19 protein-coding genes are annotated in these 17,371 nt (G+C 33.0%); 13 read left to right on the top strand and 6 right to left on the bottom strand.

The window, feature by feature from the left end; translation table 11 throughout:
- Window positions 1-168: 168 nt before the first annotated feature.
- From Q0975_RS27895 to Q0975_RS27880, 4 genes are all read right to left on the bottom strand, one after another.
- Window positions 169-2,781 carry a DUF4132 domain-containing protein gene (locus tag Q0975_RS27895; RefSeq protein WP_299444124.1) on the bottom strand — a complete coding sequence of 871 codons (2,613 nt, stop codon included), beginning with the start codon at window positions 2,779-2,781 and terminating at the stop codon, window positions 169-171.
- Between the two features lies 1 nt (window position 2,782).
- Entirely contained in the window at window positions 2,783-3,172 is a 390-nt protein-coding gene (locus tag Q0975_RS27890; RefSeq protein WP_299444121.1) for a hypothetical protein, read from the bottom strand.
- A gap of 287 nt (window positions 3,173-3,459) precedes the next feature.
- Window positions 3,460-4,719: a hypothetical protein gene (locus Q0975_RS27885; RefSeq protein ID WP_299444118.1), complete on the bottom strand. Its 1,260-nt coding sequence runs from the start codon at window positions 4,717-4,719 to the stop codon at window positions 3,460-3,462.
- Between the two features lie 4 nt (window positions 4,720-4,723).
- On the bottom strand, window positions 4,724-5,545 hold the full coding sequence (locus Q0975_RS27880; RefSeq protein WP_299444115.1) for a hypothetical protein: 822 nt from the start codon (window positions 5,543-5,545) through the stop codon (window positions 4,724-4,726).
- A gap of 357 nt (window positions 5,546-5,902) precedes the next feature.
- Between Q0975_RS27880 and Q0975_RS27875 the strand changes: the two genes are divergently transcribed.
- The 12 genes from Q0975_RS27875 (at window position 5,903) to Q0975_RS27820 (ending at window position 14,035) form a co-directional block, all read left to right on the top strand.
- On the top strand, window positions 5,903-6,058 hold the full coding sequence (locus Q0975_RS27875; RefSeq protein WP_299311435.1) for a hypothetical protein: 156 nt from the start codon (window positions 5,903-5,905) through the stop codon (window positions 6,056-6,058).
- A 43-nt stretch (window positions 6,059-6,101) separates the two neighbouring features.
- On the top strand, window positions 6,102-7,937 hold the full coding sequence (locus Q0975_RS27870; RefSeq protein ID WP_299444113.1) for an ATP-binding protein: 1,836 nt from the start codon (window positions 6,102-6,104) through the stop codon (window positions 7,935-7,937).
- A gap of 12 nt (window positions 7,938-7,949) precedes the next feature.
- Window positions 7,950-8,621: a response regulator gene (locus Q0975_RS27865; RefSeq protein WP_299444110.1), complete on the top strand. Its 672-nt coding sequence runs from the start codon at window positions 7,950-7,952 to the stop codon at window positions 8,619-8,621.
- 12 nt (window positions 8,622-8,633) lie between these two features.
- Window positions 8,634-9,197 carry a hypothetical protein gene (locus tag Q0975_RS27860; protein WP_299444107.1) on the top strand — a complete coding sequence of 188 codons (564 nt, stop codon included), beginning with the start codon at window positions 8,634-8,636 and terminating at the stop codon, window positions 9,195-9,197.
- 141 nt (window positions 9,198-9,338) lie between these two features.
- Window positions 9,339-9,524, top strand: coding sequence for a YegP family protein (locus Q0975_RS27855; protein ID WP_299444104.1), 186 nt, complete (start codon window positions 9,339-9,341; stop codon window positions 9,522-9,524).
- A gap of 180 nt (window positions 9,525-9,704) precedes the next feature.
- Window positions 9,705-10,082, top strand: coding sequence for a hypothetical protein (locus Q0975_RS27850; RefSeq protein WP_299444101.1), 378 nt, complete (start codon window positions 9,705-9,707; stop codon window positions 10,080-10,082).
- Window positions 10,083-10,093: 11 nt separating this feature from the next.
- Window positions 10,094-10,765 (top strand): hypothetical protein, encoded by a 672-nt coding sequence (locus Q0975_RS27845; RefSeq protein ID WP_299444098.1) that lies wholly within the window; start codon window positions 10,094-10,096, stop codon window positions 10,763-10,765.
- Window positions 10,766-10,869: 104 nt separating this feature from the next.
- The gene (locus Q0975_RS27840; RefSeq protein ID WP_299444094.1) at window positions 10,870-11,415 is read left to right on the top strand and encodes a hypothetical protein; all 546 of its coding nucleotides are present in this window, start codon (window positions 10,870-10,872) and stop codon (window positions 11,413-11,415) included.
- A gap of 2 nt (window positions 11,416-11,417) precedes the next feature.
- The gene (locus tag Q0975_RS27835) at window positions 11,418-12,488 is read left to right on the top strand and encodes a type I restriction endonuclease (RefSeq protein ID WP_299444092.1); all 1,071 of its coding nucleotides are present in this window, start codon (window positions 11,418-11,420) and stop codon (window positions 12,486-12,488) included.
- 65 nt (window positions 12,489-12,553) lie between these two features.
- Window positions 12,554-12,943, top strand: coding sequence for a hypothetical protein (locus Q0975_RS27830; RefSeq protein ID WP_299444089.1), 390 nt, complete (start codon window positions 12,554-12,556; stop codon window positions 12,941-12,943).
- Window positions 12,944-12,964: 21 nt separating this feature from the next.
- Window positions 12,965-13,339: a hypothetical protein gene (locus tag Q0975_RS27825; RefSeq protein WP_299444086.1), complete on the top strand. Its 375-nt coding sequence runs from the start codon at window positions 12,965-12,967 to the stop codon at window positions 13,337-13,339.
- A gap of 42 nt (window positions 13,340-13,381) precedes the next feature.
- Complete coding sequence (locus tag Q0975_RS27820) at window positions 13,382-14,035, top strand: thermonuclease family protein (RefSeq protein WP_299444083.1); 654 nt, start codon at window positions 13,382-13,384, stop codon at window positions 14,033-14,035.
- A 28-nt stretch (window positions 14,036-14,063) separates the two neighbouring features.
- On the opposite strand, the gene Q0975_RS27815 is transcribed toward Q0975_RS27820, so the two are convergent.
- Window positions 14,064-14,672: a hypothetical protein gene (locus tag Q0975_RS27815; protein ID WP_299444080.1), complete on the bottom strand. Its 609-nt coding sequence runs from the start codon at window positions 14,670-14,672 to the stop codon at window positions 14,064-14,066.
- A gap of 139 nt (window positions 14,673-14,811) precedes the next feature.
- Between Q0975_RS27815 and Q0975_RS27810 the strand changes: the two genes are divergently transcribed.
- Entirely contained in the window at window positions 14,812-15,786 is a 975-nt protein-coding gene (locus Q0975_RS27810; RefSeq protein WP_299444077.1) for a hypothetical protein, read from the top strand.
- A 281-nt stretch (window positions 15,787-16,067) separates the two neighbouring features.
- Here Q0975_RS27810 and Q0975_RS27805 read toward each other — a convergent pair whose 3' ends face one another.
- Complete coding sequence (locus tag Q0975_RS27805; RefSeq protein WP_299444074.1) at window positions 16,068-16,619, bottom strand: hypothetical protein; 552 nt, start codon at window positions 16,617-16,619, stop codon at window positions 16,068-16,070.
- Between the last annotated feature and the right edge of the window lie 752 nt (window positions 16,620-17,371).

The following is a 17,371-nucleotide window of genomic DNA, read 5'->3' as shown; positions in this document are numbered from 1 at the left end:
TATATGTTACTTTTAAATACCTACAGCATCCTATTACTTATCTTTCTTTTTATACCGTCTTTTAAATCTTTTAGTGGATCTGGGGTTTCTAGAACTTGCGCCCAAAAACACTAAAATCCCTATCAGTAAAGCTATTGGTATCATACCTTAATCGTTTTTAACCTCCTCTTATCTTCTTATCTGACTCAAAATAGTAGTATCCGTGATCTTATCATCTTCTGCTAGTAAGAATGCTTTACTGAGTACTACTGATAATCCCTTATCACCTTCAAAAGGTAAAAATATGTTATCTGTATTTTTGTCCTTACCTCTTGCGGGTACAATACATAAATATTGGTCATTAGGCTCCATGAGAATATTGGTACTACCGATATGAATTTTATAGGTTCTCTTGGTTCCTTTTATACGTAGAAACTTGCCCTCAATACTGGCAACCTTATTGATTTTAAGGCGAGGAACAATCTTTTCTAAAATATCCTTTCTGGTTTTTGCAACTTCTGTAAGCTCTCCAAAAGAAAAACTAGTCCAATAATCACGATACTGTGGTAATCCACCGTTATCTCTCCATTCTGGATCATTACCCACACTAGCAACTCCTACAAAGAGATCTACATCTCTCATAATCTCGGAAAAAACAATCTTATCCACATCGATTAGATCTACAACTTCATCTTTGGTAGTATCTATAAATCGTACCTGATCTGTAGCAACATAATCCCAAATACCAGCATCATTAAAGGCATCATCTGCATAAATTTCATTAATCCAAAACTGCGCTTCTAATCCGTGAGTTTTTATAGGAATTTTGGCTACTTCTCCATCTCGACCATCATCATAACATCCTAATAACGAATAGCGCCATCCTCTGATTGCTGTCAGCGCATTAAACTGATGTTGTTTCAATAAGTGAGCAGCCATACGGTTACTATACGTTTTTGTAGTAATCTCTGCATCCGTAAGAATATATACCTCTCTGTAGGCTTGTTTTAATGTTTGCTTAATCTCTAAGTTTTCTAATCGATTACGCCAAGCAACTACCTCTTCTATGCTTACATAAATAGGATGCCATAATCGCACTTTTGTCTCATTAGTGATCGTATTAATAGCGGTTCCTTGAACATCCGTCCACTGATCCTCATGATATAAGGCAGACTGATACGTTCCATCTAATTCGAACTGCCATATCAGGTCCCTCGATATATAACTTACCAAACCATGGTTATGATAAAACTTTTCGAAGCTCTCATAGGTCCAAACTCGATCATGCAGATACGAACGATCGATGCGATCCCGTTGTGCAGAACTGTATTTTTTTATTTGTGCTACATCATCTTTTGCTTTTTTGAGCAGTAGTTTATGTTTTGCAGAATCTTTGACAAAAGAAGGAACTGATTTCTGGGTTTTCCCATCGGGTTTGATCCAGCTTAATGCTACTTTCCCTAAACCTTCGATAGTAAGTTGAAGGGTATATTCATCAAACATATAGCTTTTTGCCCCAAGTGTTAGTCCAAAATCCGGAATGGATAATTCCTCTACTTCTGCAGTAGAAACCCCGAGTTTTTCTGAAGAAGTTTCAATGTATTTTTCTATTAACTTCTTCGTATTATTCTGCTTTATCTTTAGCTTCAATCTAGATAAATGACTGATCCCTTCTAATCCGCGGGTATTTCCCAATACGTAAATACAAGCATTCCCTACTCCGGCAGCAGTCGGTCCAACCCCAGGAATCTTTTTAAAAGATCTGTCCGTTAATTTAGCAACCAGATCCAGCGTTTTAGAATCATGAAACTTCGCCATACTCCATACCAGTCCTTTTAGGAAGAGTAGGTTTTTTTCATGTACAAACTCATAACTACTGTAGTTATATACATGACCATTATCATACGTATGTGAATGTTGCTTTTCTATTTCTTTAAGACTTACTGCAAATTCTAACCAAGTATGTACCCTAGATTTATAGGATGGTATCCCTATTTGATCAACAAGTTGACTACTGCTTTTGCTGAATTTCTGAGAAGGTTTAGAGCCTGTTACTTTAGCAAACAAATGAAACAGCGCATACCAATGATCCCGATCCTCTGATGATAGCTCTGTGATCTCTGGATTTATTACCGCTGCTAGTCGATCATCTGGCAAGGCATAAGGTGGCGTTCTTCCTTCTTCATTAGCTCCTTCAAAAAGTATTTTTTCGATCTTAACACGTACTTTTTCCAGATCGGTACCATAATAATATTTGGTTTGTTTTAATTGTGGCCAGGTCAACACCTCTTTCAGAAAAACTCCAAACGATGTTGTTAGCCCTTCTTTTTTAACAATTCTTTCTATTTGCTGGACCGTAAAACCAATGGGCCAATCCACAAATTTCTTTACATTAGCTTCGTCTGAAGTCTTATAGTCTTTCAATAATCTGATAATATCCTCTTCCGTAAAACCCAGATTACTCCTCATCAATAACTGAAACAATTCAGAATACACATATCGTTTTCTCCAAGCCACATCATTACTACTGTAGCTATTCTGTTTTTTTGCTTTCGTTACATAGTTGTTAATGGGGTTGATAAGATATAATGTCAATTGTTTTTTAATAGCCGAACTCTTGGATTTAATTGTTTGATAGCTATTAAGTTTACTAAAAGAGGTTAACATTACATAACTACCATATTGATTTTTTTCATAAGCCTCATTCATCAAATTATCCAATAGCTCCTCAAACACTGGATTTTTGGTATATCCTGCTGCTTCTTTTCTAAAAAGCTTGCCAAAACTTTCTTTGATCCCCATACTATCCTCCTACTAATGCTGTTAACTTCACAAAACTCACGCTCGTATCTTTTGCTACCAATACTTCCTGATCCAAGTCCTCTGCTTGCTGATCATCGATAAGTACAAAAAAACCATTCTGCTGAAAAGCTTCCAGAGCGATATATGCTTGCTGTTCTGCATCTATTTTCTTTCTGGTTTTTAGCTTAAATCCATTGAGTGTTTTTTCTGCCTCAGAAGGTTGTACGAGTCCTTTAAAATACTCAGGTAGTTTATCGTTATAACTGTTTACCTCTGCCGCTACCCGACTCATAATGATTTCCTTTACCGTAGTTCTTTCGTTTTGTACAGCGATTTCTATTTCATTTAATAGATCACCGCCTATGGTCGTGTCTTGTATCGTTAATATCATATGTAATAGTGTATCTTTTAGTAAGTAACATAATTGACTAAAATGTTACTCTAATATACGGTGTTTTTGTGTAGTTTTTTTGTTTGGTGAGGGATAGTACTTCAATTCAGCTTACTGGATTAGAAATACTTGGATGTGTTATTCATGGAAGCATGAAAACTGGTTTACGCATACTAACACACCCCTTCCTTTCGGCTTCCCTTACTTCGACAGAGCTTGTCCTGAGTTTATCGAAGGGCTCAGCACAGGTCTCAAGAGGGGAATTGCTTACTCATACTCAAACACATCTATTTAGTGATTTGGTGTTTCTCGCAAACCTTTTGTTCACGCAGTTCTTCTGTACCAACCAGAATTCCATTTGCATAAAAAGTATTCCCCTTATCTAATCTAACTATAGTATAGGTAGGTTGCGTTTTATCGTTAGCTGTTATAGCAGTAATTGTAAGCGCTCTGTCTACACCTAATAATACAGCTCCTACTTGTAATTTATTAACAGAATTATAGGTGTAGTCCGCTTTGGTTTTTTGTGGATCATAGGACAACCACGTTCTGGTAACAGACATTAACGGATGATCGGTAGTACACGTAATGGAGGTTCCGTCTTCTAACGAAATTGTAATCAGATTGTCATGTATGGGATTTGCCAATTCTTTTATGCTAGCAGTTAGCTGTTGCTGCGTCTGTTGATTGTAAGACAGTACTTTATCACCCAATGCTAATAACTCAATAGGTTTCTGAGTGTGATCAGCCATGGTAATCATGGTTCCTTTTGCAAAACAATGCACATCAATCCCATCAAAATAGATTTCTGAGATCACGGTATCCTCATATTTTTCTCCTGGGTATACTTCCAGAATTTCGAATTTCATTTCCCATTGAGGGAGTTTTTTAGCTGCTACATAATCTATATCCCGATCCAAGAAGCCAATGGTATCTACTTTAAAATGTTGTGCTGCACGCTGATCAGTAAGATTTAGTATCGCATAAGGCTGTCCCTTTATGTACATTTTTAGCTTTTTTACCCGACTGTTATTTCGCCAAGCTTTTTCACTTTTTACATGGCCGTTAACTACAATAATTTCTGTTATTCTGGGGCTTGATTGAGGAAATCCATAGGTTATATATTCTCCAACACCATATCCAGCAACACCTTCTACCCAAACATTTTTATAATTGAGATCATGTATGTTATCTGCCTTATAATCGATTGCTCCCTGCGAATCCAATGTAGAAGAAGCTGTCTGAGTAGCTGGACCACCTCCGCAATACCAACTACATCCCTGTCCTTCTATATCCCAATAGTTTACCATCGTCTCATCTACGTTGTCTATGGTTTTTTTCTCTACAGCTGTTAAATCAGTATAATCAACCCCATTTTCCATCTTTTCCCAAATAGCTTCACAGGCTTTTAGATTGCGATTAAATTCTTTCTCTCCTGCAACACTAAGATGATCTAAATTTTCTATAGTGGGAGTAAGTGTCTTGACGTCTTGGGCGATAAGTATCTGAGCTGCTATCAGGAATATGTATGTGAGTGGTTTGTTCATTGGCTTATTCTTTATGAATATATGTACGTATGATCCTTTCTGTAATCGGTTTTAACTCTTTTCCGTTTTCAGGATGTTTACCTGATAAAGTAAAAAGTTCTATCTCATTATTTTCTTTATAGTACCAATATAAAGGTTTTCCTCCTTCTTTAAAGAAATCTTCGATAGTATCATTTTTTGCTTTTATGAAATTATCTACCCAATCTTGATTATAACTAATACTAATCTCTTTTGTATTACATTCTACTTTTTCATAATGATCCTCTGACCAGGTCATGCATTCCTTTTTTTGCCAGTTATATCCTAAGTATGTTATAACCACGATAGTAAAAAAAATACTAATTGTAATCTTAATAGTATCTAGAGGTGGTCGTCTAGTATTTTCCTTAGTGCCTTTAGGCTTCTCTTCAGTAATTTTTAGTTTGGCTAAACCCTTTTTTGGTAAATCTATATCATCATTTCTTCTAAACTCAGAGTAAGGTCTTGGCTTAAAATCTAATAACCAAGCTGCGTATTCAACTACCTCTTCTCTCGGTTCTTTCGTCTTTTGATTAAGAAATTGTCTAACGGGAATAAGTTTATCTGCGTCTACAGTATCCAAAAGCTTTAAAAAATCTTTGTCCTTTGGAACTTTAAAAAAAGAAGATAATGTATGAGTGTCTTGCGTATTGTTTTCTATTTCAAAAACAATCCTACTAGCACTCTTAATTTTTCCAGGAGTAAGTTTATTTAAAAATCGATTTAATTGATGATTAGGATCATTTTTGACTCTAACATAATGCTTTAAAATTTCCTTTTTATAATCTTCAAATATAGGTACAGGCATAATTATTAAATAAAGTTTATACGAATTTGAACTAATAATCCGAATTCATCCGAATGATCCGAATTACTTGCCTGTAGTGGGGTAACGTGGGTATATCTTTGTCTCAGACTTAGTTCAAGTCTTGAATAGATATCAAGACAAATGTATACAAACTAATTCAAAACTGGAAATATAAGACAGGATCTGTGAGTTGATCCGAGAAGTACAACAAGCTTTTTCTGTCTGATTATTTCCAAACATACTTCTCAAAAACAGAAAAGGCCTTTTCTCATTTAACGGTGTTGTTACCGGTAATAATTCTCTGGATTTAATCTCCGGACAGCAACACTATTGTCAAATTTTTTAAAACAAAAAAAGATGAGAAATTCATTTGTAATTTTAGCAATAGTAATGTTTACCATGTCAATATTTTCTTGTACAACCTCTGATTTAGCAGAAGAAATTGCTATCGAAGAATTAGCCACCGAAGGGGAAGATGGAGAAATCCTTCCTGAAGAAGAAGATGAAGATTAACTATTAACGGGATAATTCCCAATACTTTTATTAATTTAGAGGAATGAAACATATCATTGTATCATTCCTCTTTTTTATAACAATCGCTTCGTATTCTCAAAAAGATATTGATTCAGATTATCTTAAAATTCTTTCTAAAAAGAGTTCTTCTTTGAGAAAACAGAATAAAATGGATAGCGCGATTATTTATGCAGAGGATTTATTAAAAGGTGCTCTATTAATTAAGGATACCTTCTATATTCTAAAATCTTATGATAAATTAGCTCAATATCATAGGTTAAACAATTCTTCATTTATATCTACCCAATTCTATATTAGATCAAAAGAATTAAACTTGATTCGCAGAGATACGTCCAGAGCAGTTGATAAATTAAGATTTATCAGCAGTATTCAAAAAAAATTAGGTGATTTTAATTCTAGTGAAAACACGACAATACAAGCTTTAAATTTAAGCAAATCACTCCCTGATTCAATAGGAGATAAACACAGGTTAGGATTATATAATATTCTAGGTATTACAACAAAAGAGCTTAAAAATTATCAAGATTCTAAAGAATGGTATTTGAAAGCGTTAGAAATATCAATAGATCCAATGAAAATTGCCGTTATTAAAGGTAATATTGCTAATGTAGATATTAAACTTGGAAACTATAAAAAAGCAATTGATAGTTTATCAAAGCTTATTAAAGTATCAATCCCCTCTAAAGAATTAAATCAAAAAGCTAAATTTATTGGAAATCTAGCATATGCTAAATCAAAACTAAATTATCCAGAAGCAGAAAAAGAATTAAAAAAAGCATTAAAACTTAGAGTAGATATAAAAGACCTCTCTGGTCAATTTGCTAGCAATATTCATCTTACAGAGTATTATCAAGAAAGGAATGAGGACAAAAAAGCATTGTTCCATGCCAATAAGGCTTATCAAATTGCTATTATATTAAAAAATTCCACATCAAAAACAGAAGCACTCTCCTATTTGATTGACCTAAAGGAAAATCCTAAAAAAGAAGCAATTGAATTCGAAAGGTTAACGGATAGTATATATACGGCCAGAGATAAAGCTAAAAATCAATTTGCGAAAATAAAATTTCGAACAGATGAGTTAAGAGAACAAAACCTGATTTTAGATAAAAAAAGAATTACAGAAGAAAATAAAAACTTGCGTTTGGAAGCATTAAGACAAAAAGAAGCTTCACAAAAACTTCTTTTTGCAAGTGCTACTATTTTAGTAATCATATCCTCTATTTACCTATTCTTCTACCTAAGAACCAGGCACCGAAAAGAAAAAATATTAGAACGCCATACTACAGAAAAAAGACTCTCCAAAAAGTTACACGACGAAGTGGGTAATGATGTTTTTTATCTAATGTCACAATTGCAAAATGAAAATAACTCCATAAAAAGTTCAAACGATATCAACATAATTGACGGATTGGATGCTGTTTACCATAAGGTAAGAGATTTCTCTAGGGATCATACTATAGAGACAGGTGCAGAATATGGTGATGAATTATTATCCCTCCTAAACTCCTATGGAAATCAGGAAATAAAAATATTTACAAAAAAGCTTGATGATGATTTTTGGATCACTATCAGCGAACATAAAAAAGTTGCATTGTATTGGGCACTAAAGGAACTATTAACCAATATGAAAAAACATAGTAAAGCTACCGTAGTTTCTGTGAGTATTGTAAAAGAGAAAAAGAATATTGTTGTGAAATATACTGATAATGGTATCGGTATGAATATGAATGATCCTCAAAAAAGAAAAAACGGTCTACATAATGTGGAAAACCGCATCAAAGAAATGAAAGGAACAATTACATTTGACACCAAACCGCAAGAAGGTTTTAAAGCTAGTATTGAATTCGCCCCATAATACCAAAAGACCATGTTTAAGAAAATTATTATTGCTGAGGATATTGATAGTGAAAATCTTGGGATCGTATCATCCATAAGTACATCCACCCAAGCGGCTGTAGAGACTACACAATCTTGTGACAAAACATTATCAAGAATAAAGGAAGCTATAAAACATGATCAGCCCTATGAGCTATTAATTAGTGACTTGTCATTTAATTTGGATACTCGGATATCTCATAGAATCAAAACAGGCAAACAACTTATTAAAGTAGTAAAAAATATTCAGCCCAATATAAAGATCATCGTGTTTAGCGGTGAAGACAAGCCTGCAATTATCAAATCCCTTTTTGAAAACAATCACATAGACGGCTATGTTTGTAAAGGGTTGTATGGATTATCAGAGTTAAAAAAAGGGATTACCCAAGTATACGAAGGAAACTCTTTTAGTTGTCCTGTATCTAAAAATGCTTTACATCAAAAAAATGTGACGCAACTAGATCACTACGAAATACAATTACTCCGACTATTAGCTAATGGGTATAAGCAAGATGAAATAAGTTACCAATTCGCAGAAAAAGGCATTGAACCTAATAGTAAACGCTCTATTGAGGATCGCATTCGTAAACTACGACAGGACTTTGATGCTAAGACTACCGTTCAATTAATTCATCTGGTAGATGGGATGGGATTAATTTCTTAATTATATAATTAAATGAAGCAAAACATAGGAGAAGAAATCTGTGGAGAGTTCTTAAAAAACATTTTGGGTTGTGATTTTATTACTTACAACATAGTCAATCCTGATATACAAGGAGAAATTGATGTAGTTGGTATAAAACTTATTGACAAGAAAATTTATGTATGTGAGGTTGCAACACATACGGGAGGTTTACAATATGTAACTAATAAAAGGCCAGATGACTATAATCGGTTTTATTCTAAATTTAAAAAGGATATTGAATATGCAAAAACCTATTTTGAAGGATTCACGGTTATCCCAATGCTTTGGTCCCCAATTGTCAAAATAAGTAACAAAACTGCAAAATATAATACTCACTCTGAATTGACAAGATTAAAAGAAAAGATTAAATCAGAATATCAACTTGATCTCCAGCTTATAATCAACGAAAACTATGCTCAAGCATTAGACTCCTTGAAAGATTTCGCATCCAAAACTACAAGTGCTTTTACTTCTCCTGTTATGCGATTATTTCAAATAGAAAAAAATCTCAATAAACATATTGTAAGATTAAAAAAACGTGGGTTAATTGAATGATAAAGATAGGTTACCTGGAATATTTATATTGAAACATACTATATAAGAACTAATAAAATTTCTGCCATTGTGGTAATCCACAAAGAATTCTTCTCAAATGAAATTAGGTTTGTTATCTATTAATATATAAACCTAATTATTATGGCAAATCCAAAATTCAAAATTACTAAAAGAAAAAATGGTGAATTTCAATTTAACCTCCAAGCTGGTAACGGAGAGATCATAGCAACTAGCGAAGGGTATTCCTCTAAACAAGGATGTGAAAAAGGAATAGACTCGGTAATAAAAAATGCTCCTATCGCAGAAATAGAAGATCTTACTTTATAATTATTGGAATCCAAAATAAAGCTTGTTATGGGGTAACGGGCTTTTACGCTGACCTGTTAGGTATAAAAACTTAACAGGTCTTTGTTTTAAACCTATATGAGTCTATGTGGAAAACCACAAGGAATTGGTTTAGTGTTGCGGTAAGTTTGAGGAGTATTAATCTAAAAAATATGAAATCTTATGGGGACTCAAATAAATAACCCAGATAACCTTTTAGATGTTGTAAAAGTACAATGTGTACAAAAAGGGTATCAAGAATATGATTATGAAGAATTCATAACCTATAAATTTTTAATTGAAAATAAATCAAATAAAGATATCAGAGCAATAAAAGGAAATATTGTATTCACAAACCTTTTTGGAGATAAAATCAATACACTAAGTTTTGTTTATGATGATCCTATTAAATCTGGTAGAAAGAACAATTATAATGCAACTACAGATTATAATCAATTTATAGAAGAAGATCGAGCGTTAAAGAATAAAGATTTGAAAGATCTAAAAATAATTTGGGAGCCACTTAAGGTTATATTTTCTGATGGAACCACACTAGAATAAAATCTGTAAAAATGAAAAAAATATCAATAAATAAATTAGCTGAATATCTAGATTCTGAAGCTTTAAGAAGAAGAAGGATTATTCAAGAACAAAAGGAACCACTGCCATTTATTGTTACAAGATATAAAGAAGCTAAAAATGCAATGATTAATTTTATTATATCCAATTATAATGAAAATATAATTGATAATACTATAGAAATGCTTAATGAAAAGAAATGTACTTCTGACTTTGAAATCAGTGATAGAAATACATCAATCGAAGCTCTCGAATCTTTCCTTGAAATTAAATTTCCAGATACACTTCTTGACTTCAAGATCTCAAAACCAAAGAAAAAGTATAGCTTAAAAATTAAGGACTTGAATGTAAATATAAATCCAGATTTACTAATTAGAGGCAAATATAGAGGTAAAAACATAGTCGGAGGCATCAAAATTCACATTTCAAAAACACATCCATTAAACAGTGAGAATCGAAAAAACGTTGCTACAATGATCCATAAAGTTATTGAAGATAAAGAACTAAATGATGTAAAAAAAGAAATCTCTAACCTTAATTTTTGCATAAGCATTGATGTTTTTAACTCTGAATATGATGTAGCTCCTAAATCATATAAAAAAAGGAGAAAAAATATAGAATTCGCTTGTGATGAAATAGGATTCGTTTGGGATAAAATAGATTAGATTCAAAATAGGTATAACTATGAATGATGAAATAGAAGTTAAATAAAAAGAAACAGAACAAGCAAAACAAATGGCAATTATAGCCACAATTAAAAATCGTACAAATGAAAAGAACAATTCTATTCGGATTAGCAATATTTATATGCAATCTAATAATATCGCAAGATCAAAAAAAAGAATCTAAGCAAAGTAATGCAGAAATTTTTTCATCAAAGTCAGGTACATTAATTGAAAAACAATATATAGAAATTGGTTCAATTAAATCTACAAAACTAAAAATAGCAAAATTCACAGATATGATTTCTGGTGAATCTGCCAAAGCTTTAAGGTTTACAAAAACAGTTGTTAGTAGCTATTCTAACGATACGAAGATTGCATCACTAGATATTGATGAGGTTGATGGTTTAATTAAATCATTAGAAATAATTCAAGAAAGTGTTTTAAATACTATTCCGGATAATTATACAGAAATAACATTTAAAAGCCGTGGAGGTTTTGAAGCTGGTTGCTATTACTCTAAAAGAAAGAATAAATGGATTGTATACTATCAAATTGAAAAATATGGAAGTGATTCTATTGTAAGGATGGAAGAAAAAGGACTAGCAGACCTTTTAGAATTATTAAAGCTAGCTAAAACTAAATTAAGCTAATTATGGATGTTCATACCCCTATTAAAGCACTTGCTGATAAGATCGAGCAGCTTAAAGATAAAATAGAAACTGAAGAATCTACCAAACACGCGTTCGTATTACCTTTTATTAATCTATTGGGGTATGACAGCTTCGACCCTACTGAAGTAGTTCCAGAATTTACTGCCGATTTAGGTCTTAAAAAAGGTGAAAAGGTAGATTATGCAATCTTTCAGAACGAAGAACCTGTATTGATTATTGAATGTAAAAACTGGAAAGAAGATCTAAACCTTCATAACTCTCAACTAGCAAGATATTTTCACGTAACTCATACCCGATTTGCATTGTTAACCAACGGTATAGAATATAGGTTTTATACAGACCTGGAGGAAACAAATATCATGGATGAAAAACCTTTTCTAGAATTTGACATTGCGCATCTTAAAGAAAACACGATACCGGAGATTGCTAAATTTCATAAATCTAATTTTGATGTAGATAAGATAGTTGACAATGCCAGTTCTCTAAAATACACCAAAGAAATTAAAAAGTTAATCAGTCAGAAACTACAAGAACCATCTTACGACTTTGTGCGTTTGTTTGCCAATCAAGTATACTCAGGAAGGCTTACGGAACGGGTAATGGAAGAATTTACAGAATTAGTACAGAAAGCTTTTAATCAAACCATTAGTGAAAAAGTAAATGATCGTTTAAACTCAGCATTAAATAAGGAAGCAGAGAAACAACACGAAGAAATTACAGAAATTGACGAGGAAGTAAGTAAAGTTGTTACTACAGAAGAAGAGTTAGAAGGTTTTAGAATTGTAGTAGCAATACTGCGTAGAAAAATATCAATCGAAAGAATTGTTCATAGAGATACTCAATCATATTTTGGTATTTTACTAGATGATAATAATAGAAAACCTATTTGCCGACTTCATCTCGATGGAAGCAAAAAATATATAAGCTTATTTGATCAGGATAAGAATGTGCATAGGGAACATATCGAATCAATTAACAATATCTATGATTTTGAAGAACAATTACTAAGTACAATCAATACTTATGAGGAAATGAATTCTACAGCAGAATAACTAAATCTCTAATTATGAATACTCGTGTCCAATATTTAATTGAATATTACAAATAATTAAAAACTATGAAATACATAATAATTTTTGGTATAATAATTTTCACAGGCTGTTATACTTCCGATGAGAAAGAAAATAATATTACTAAGAAAGTAATTCATAATAATAATTCTGTAAAAAAAAATGCTTACGAAAAAATGGAAGTTGCATTTATAGGGAATCCTCCAAAAAAAAAAATTAAGCCTATTTTAGAAAAAGTAATGATATTTCATGGAATAGAAATTAATGAAACCAATTTGCATCGAGTTGGCAGTACACTTATCGTTCTAAGAAAATCTAGTGATAAAGGTATATCAGAAATGGATATACTTAAGCATATGAATAAAAACGGAGCTCGTCAAATCTCTTTTCCAGACCAAGCTGCAATATCACTTGTACTTCTTGAAGCCAAAGAATAATTTTCTAATTAATAATACATTATGAAAAGATATATAATCCTACTATTCCTTTTAAGTATTCTCTCATACCCTTGTCATTCCCAAAGCATAGAAACTACCCTGTATATTAAAGAAGAATTGGTAAAACAACGAGATGAGTTACTAAAACAAGCTAAGGAAATTCAAAAACGAATTGACTCCATCGATCAAAAATTAGGAAATAAAAGTAGTTCTAAATCCAATACTCAATACCTAACAAAATCAGTTAACTATAGCTCTCTAAATAATAGTGCTACCAAAAAGAAGCGAAACAAACCCAAAACCTCCAAAAGATACATACGAGGATCAAGAGGTGGATGTTATTACATCAATTCTAACGGCAATAAAACATATGTAGATCGAAGTATATGTAATTGATACGTAAAATTATTATCTTAAGACACGGAAAACCAAGAATTCATGAGCTATTATTACTTACACTCTTTTATATCAATCATAGCTTTCCTAGTTATCCCTATAACCGAAAAACTCCCAAAAGAATTTGAAGCAAAAGTTATAGGAATTAAGGACGGAGACACTATCGAAGTATTATATGAAAATGAACCGGTCGTTATACGATTAGAACATATCGATTGCCCAGAGAAAAAACAGGCTTATTGGCAAAAAGCTAAACAATTTACTTCTGATTTTTGTTTTGGTAAGAAAGTGCAAGTGATATCCAAAGGAAGATTCGATAGATATCGCAGGTTAATTGCTGAGATTAAATATGAAGATAAGATCTTAAACAAGGAATTAGTTACCAATGGATATGCCATTCATTTTAAAAAATACTCTAAAGATAAAAGCTATGCCTCATTAGAACATATAGCAAAACAAAACAGTATTGGAATCTGGTCACCGAAATCTCTTGATAACTCCTCTATTGATCAGGAAAAGAAAAAAACAAAGTGTAAAAAAGAAGTTTTTATCTGTAATAGTACAGCTAGCAAGAAATATCATTATACCAAAGATTGTGGTGGATTGAAACATTGTAAAGATACTATTCGCTCCATCTGTAAGTCTAAAGCGGAAAAGAAATTTGGTAGAGTGCTTTGTAGTTTTGAAAAGAATTGAATTATTAACAATAATTATTTAGTTTGATTTATCTATGGACTCCGATCAAAGGTTTTAACTCAATCGCTAATAATTTTTCAAAGACATTTCTATATTCTTCCTTTTGTCCAGTTAATTCGATAACGTTCAATTTCACAGAGTGCTTAGCCCAATACCAAAGATGTAATGCGCCAGTACTTCCTTTTTCGTAAAAGCCTAAATGTTGAAACGTTCTGGAGGCTATAGTTGTTAAATCATCACTTTTACGAACCCTCCCTTTAACTGTTCCCACATATAATACTTTACTATCTGTATCAGTATATTTCCCATAAGCGGGAACACTTCTATATTTTTCTTTATTCCTTTTTCTATATTTTTTATTACTTTCTTTAAACTCATTCAAGTCTCTTACCATTTGTTTAGCGATTTCTTCATTTTCTGTTTCATACCAATAAAGACAATCACTTATAATTTCATCTAAATCAGTAAAAAGTTCTTTCATAACTCTCCCATCCTCCTTTCTACCTTCAGCTAACCAAGTGTTTTCGGTTATCATTGCTTTCTTAATATCTTCTATTTTTATGGTAAAAGTTTTAACTTCAATAGGTTTTATGTTTGATAATAAATTATTCGAGGCACTTTTTAAAATATTAGACATATTCTATATTGGGTTATTATTTCCCCGAATATAAGAATTAATAATGAATCCTAAATTCTAAATATACCTGTTGATGGGTATTCTATTATGATTGTTCTATGAATACTTTTGAATTGTGGGTAATCATAAAAAACATACAATGACAATAGAAGAAAAAATTGAAGAGTTAACAAAAAGATTTGAATTAGAAATGGCCAATCTTTCTGGCGAAATATCTAAAAAAGCAGAAGATATTCAAGAAGATTCAGAAATATTGCAAGACAAAGGTGTTGGTTTTACCATTACAGACGAAAATGGTAATGCATATAACTTTGAATGGAAAGAAGTTTCGTTTCACGTTCCCATACCACATTTTAGCATGTTAGAACAAAACATATCTTTTGATATACCAAGTATCACGATGAAAACGAAAGATATTTCATTTGATGTTCCTGCAGTTAGAATGGTGGATAGACAGGTAGCTATTAAACCAGTGACAACTTGTGATTGGGAAACAAGGAGAACTTTGGGCATACGTCATAAATATTGGGCGTGTAAAATCACGGATAAACCAGTAATTATATCCGTTCCAGAACCTTATATGAGAACCATCGATATTAAAGTAGATATTCCAGAGGTAAGAATGGAAACTCAACGTATTATCTTTCATGTCCCAAGTGTAACCGTAGAAATGAAGTTGGTGAAGTTTCACTCAATAGTTTTAACCGAAATTAATTATCAGGATATAGAGGATAATATGGAAGATTCAGAATCCGAAATTAACGAAGGACAGCATAAAATAGACCTGTTGACAGCTTCGTTTGAAACAGAAATGAATACACTTTCTATTCAGCTAACCAATGAATCTTTTGACAAAGCTGAAAATGATATTAAAGCACTAATGAAACCTTATCAAGATAAATATGAAAATGGCATAAGAAAACTTAAAGATTCTATCAAAATACTTAAAAATAACAATGCTGTTGATCAGGTAATTATAGAAGAGGCTAATTTAAAAAAGCTAATTAATGAAATGAATATATTCATCAACCCATACAAACAAGCTTTGATTGATTTAAATACGAGTAGAGAGAACGCTTTAAATGAACTAAAAAACAATGTACAAAGCGTATAAAAGTTATAGTAAGATAAATACTTAGGTTTTTATAATGAAAAACACCCCCAATAGTTGGACGCAACTATTGGGGGTGTTTGGGTGCTACCCTTCGAGTGCCTCAGGGTTCGTTCCAGAACGAGGGCTGAGCGTAGTCGAAGCCCGGTTCATCACCCTTCGACCCTTCGAGTAACACTTCGACACCTGATTCATCACCCTTCGACACGCTCAGGGTTCGAGTAACCTCAGGGTACTCAGGGTTCGTTCCAGAACGAGGGCTGAGCGTAGTCGAAGCCCGAAAATTAAGATTGCTCAGCATCCGTGGAGTCGAAGTCCGATGTCTCACTACCATCTGTACCCTGATCAGTTTCATCATCTATAATATCCTCAGTAGCGTTACCAGAGATGGCAAATCGTTCTCTTAATCTACTATGTAATGCCTCTGCTCCTGCTACACCGCTATTGGCCGCCACACCAAACATCTTATAGGCAAGCAACGAGGTAGTATATGCTTCGGATCCGGCAAGGATACGGGTATCGTTTACCTTTTCTGATAATTCTGCTAGCTCTAGTGCCAGTACCTTTAACTCATTGTATAAGGCGTAGTCTTTGTCTACTTCTTCTACATTAATAAAATTGGGTAGGATATCTCCGTTCTGTCGCATACTATCTAATGTGTCTTCCACAAAGATCTTATTACTACGATTGATCTTAGGGAGCGTCCTACGCTCGTCTCTAGTCAATCCGGTTAAAAATGGTAACAGCGTATTGATTTCCTCAATTCTGTTTTTTACTTCTGTAATCACTGTTGGATCTACGGTAACCGATAATCGGTTGTTTAATACATTAGTCATACTTCATTTGTTTTAATTAAACATTCATTTGAGCTGATGTATAGTCAATTACAATACCGATAATTTTATTTTTTACCGTTTTTACTGATAATATTCTGTTAAAATTTAACTATAACTAATTAATTCTTAACAAATTCCGCAAACACCTGTTAATTATATAATCGCAGAAAATACTTGCTGACACCTTGACTTCTTAGTAAAGTACTTATTTACAAGCTATTATCTACGCTTTCTTTACAAATCGATACGCTTCTATTTTTTGTCTTTACAGTTACTCGTTAGATGGATACTGACAGTAGTTATGACAAGGGTTACGAGAGAACTGGCGTTGTGGCAGATGGAAGTTTTTGAGTTTGGGAGTTTGTGGGTGTGGGAGTATAAACCCTCCGTTTCGCTCTAGCGAAACACCTCCCTTTTTCAAAAGGAGGAGCTTTTGTATGTATAAACTATAGTATCCAGAAGTGTTTAATCGAAACCCGTTTCAACTGGAATCACCCTTCGGCTTCGCTCAGGGTTCGAGAAATTCTTCATCTGAGGACTGTACTTCGACAGGCTCAGCATTCGCGGAGCCGAAGTCCGGTTCAGGGTTCGAGAAATTCTTTATCCGAGGACTGTACTTCGACAGGCTCTGCATTCGCGGAGCAGAAGTCCGGTTCAACTAGAATCATCCTTCGGCTTCGCTCAGGGTTCGAGAAATTCTTCATCCGAGGACTGTACTTCGGCAGGCTCAGCAGTCGTGGAGCCGAAGTCCG

It is taken from the genome of uncultured Aquimarina sp., from assembly GCF_947500065.1.
In the GTDB taxonomy this organism is placed as follows: domain Bacteria; phylum Bacteroidota; class Bacteroidia; order Flavobacteriales; family Flavobacteriaceae; genus Aquimarina.
The sequence above is the reverse complement of the archived record's forward strand: the minus strand, read 5'-3'. Positions and strand labels throughout refer to the sequence as shown.

What these genes read in the sequence shown, in the direction of transcription:
- Q0975_RS27895 (WP_299444124.1), bottom strand. Translation starts at nt 2,781, where the DNA reads ATGGGGATCAAAGAAAGTTTTGGCAAGCTTTTTAGAAAAGAAGCAGCA.
- Q0975_RS27890 (WP_299444121.1), bottom strand. Translation starts at nt 3,172, where the DNA reads ATGATATTAACGATACAAGACACGACCATAGGCGGTGATCTATTAAAT.
- Q0975_RS27885 (WP_299444118.1), bottom strand. Translation starts at nt 4,719, where the DNA reads ATGAACAAACCACTCACATACATATTCCTGATAGCAGCTCAGATACTT.
- Q0975_RS27880 (WP_299444115.1), bottom strand. Translation starts at nt 5,545, where the DNA reads ATGCCTGTACCTATATTTGAAGATTATAAAAAGGAAATTTTAAAGCAT.
- Q0975_RS27875 (WP_299311435.1), top strand. Translation starts at nt 5,903, where the DNA reads ATGAGAAATTCATTTGTAATTTTAGCAATAGTAATGTTTACCATGTCA.
- Q0975_RS27870 (WP_299444113.1), top strand. Translation starts at nt 6,102, where the DNA reads ATGAAACATATCATTGTATCATTCCTCTTTTTTATAACAATCGCTTCG.
- Q0975_RS27865 (WP_299444110.1), top strand. Translation starts at nt 7,950, where the DNA reads ATGTTTAAGAAAATTATTATTGCTGAGGATATTGATAGTGAAAATCTT.
- Q0975_RS27860 (WP_299444107.1), top strand. Translation starts at nt 8,634, where the DNA reads ATGAAGCAAAACATAGGAGAAGAAATCTGTGGAGAGTTCTTAAAAAAC.
- Q0975_RS27855 (WP_299444104.1), top strand. Translation starts at nt 9,339, where the DNA reads ATGGCAAATCCAAAATTCAAAATTACTAAAAGAAAAAATGGTGAATTT.
- Q0975_RS27850 (WP_299444101.1), top strand. Translation starts at nt 9,705, where the DNA reads ATGGGGACTCAAATAAATAACCCAGATAACCTTTTAGATGTTGTAAAA.
- Q0975_RS27845 (WP_299444098.1), top strand. Translation starts at nt 10,094, where the DNA reads ATGAAAAAAATATCAATAAATAAATTAGCTGAATATCTAGATTCTGAA.
- Q0975_RS27840 (WP_299444094.1), top strand. Translation starts at nt 10,870, where the DNA reads ATGAAAAGAACAATTCTATTCGGATTAGCAATATTTATATGCAATCTA.
- Q0975_RS27835 (WP_299444092.1), top strand. Translation starts at nt 11,418, where the DNA reads ATGGATGTTCATACCCCTATTAAAGCACTTGCTGATAAGATCGAGCAG.
- Q0975_RS27830 (WP_299444089.1), top strand. Translation starts at nt 12,554, where the DNA reads ATGAAATACATAATAATTTTTGGTATAATAATTTTCACAGGCTGTTAT.
- Q0975_RS27825 (WP_299444086.1), top strand. Translation starts at nt 12,965, where the DNA reads ATGAAAAGATATATAATCCTACTATTCCTTTTAAGTATTCTCTCATAC.
- Q0975_RS27820 (WP_299444083.1), top strand. Translation starts at nt 13,382, where the DNA reads ATGAGCTATTATTACTTACACTCTTTTATATCAATCATAGCTTTCCTA.
- Q0975_RS27815 (WP_299444080.1), bottom strand. Translation starts at nt 14,672, where the DNA reads ATGTCTAATATTTTAAAAAGTGCCTCGAATAATTTATTATCAAACATA.
- Q0975_RS27810 (WP_299444077.1), top strand. Translation starts at nt 14,812, where the DNA reads ATGACAATAGAAGAAAAAATTGAAGAGTTAACAAAAAGATTTGAATTA.
- Q0975_RS27805 (WP_299444074.1), bottom strand. Translation starts at nt 16,619, where the DNA reads ATGACTAATGTATTAAACAACCGATTATCGGTTACCGTAGATCCAACA.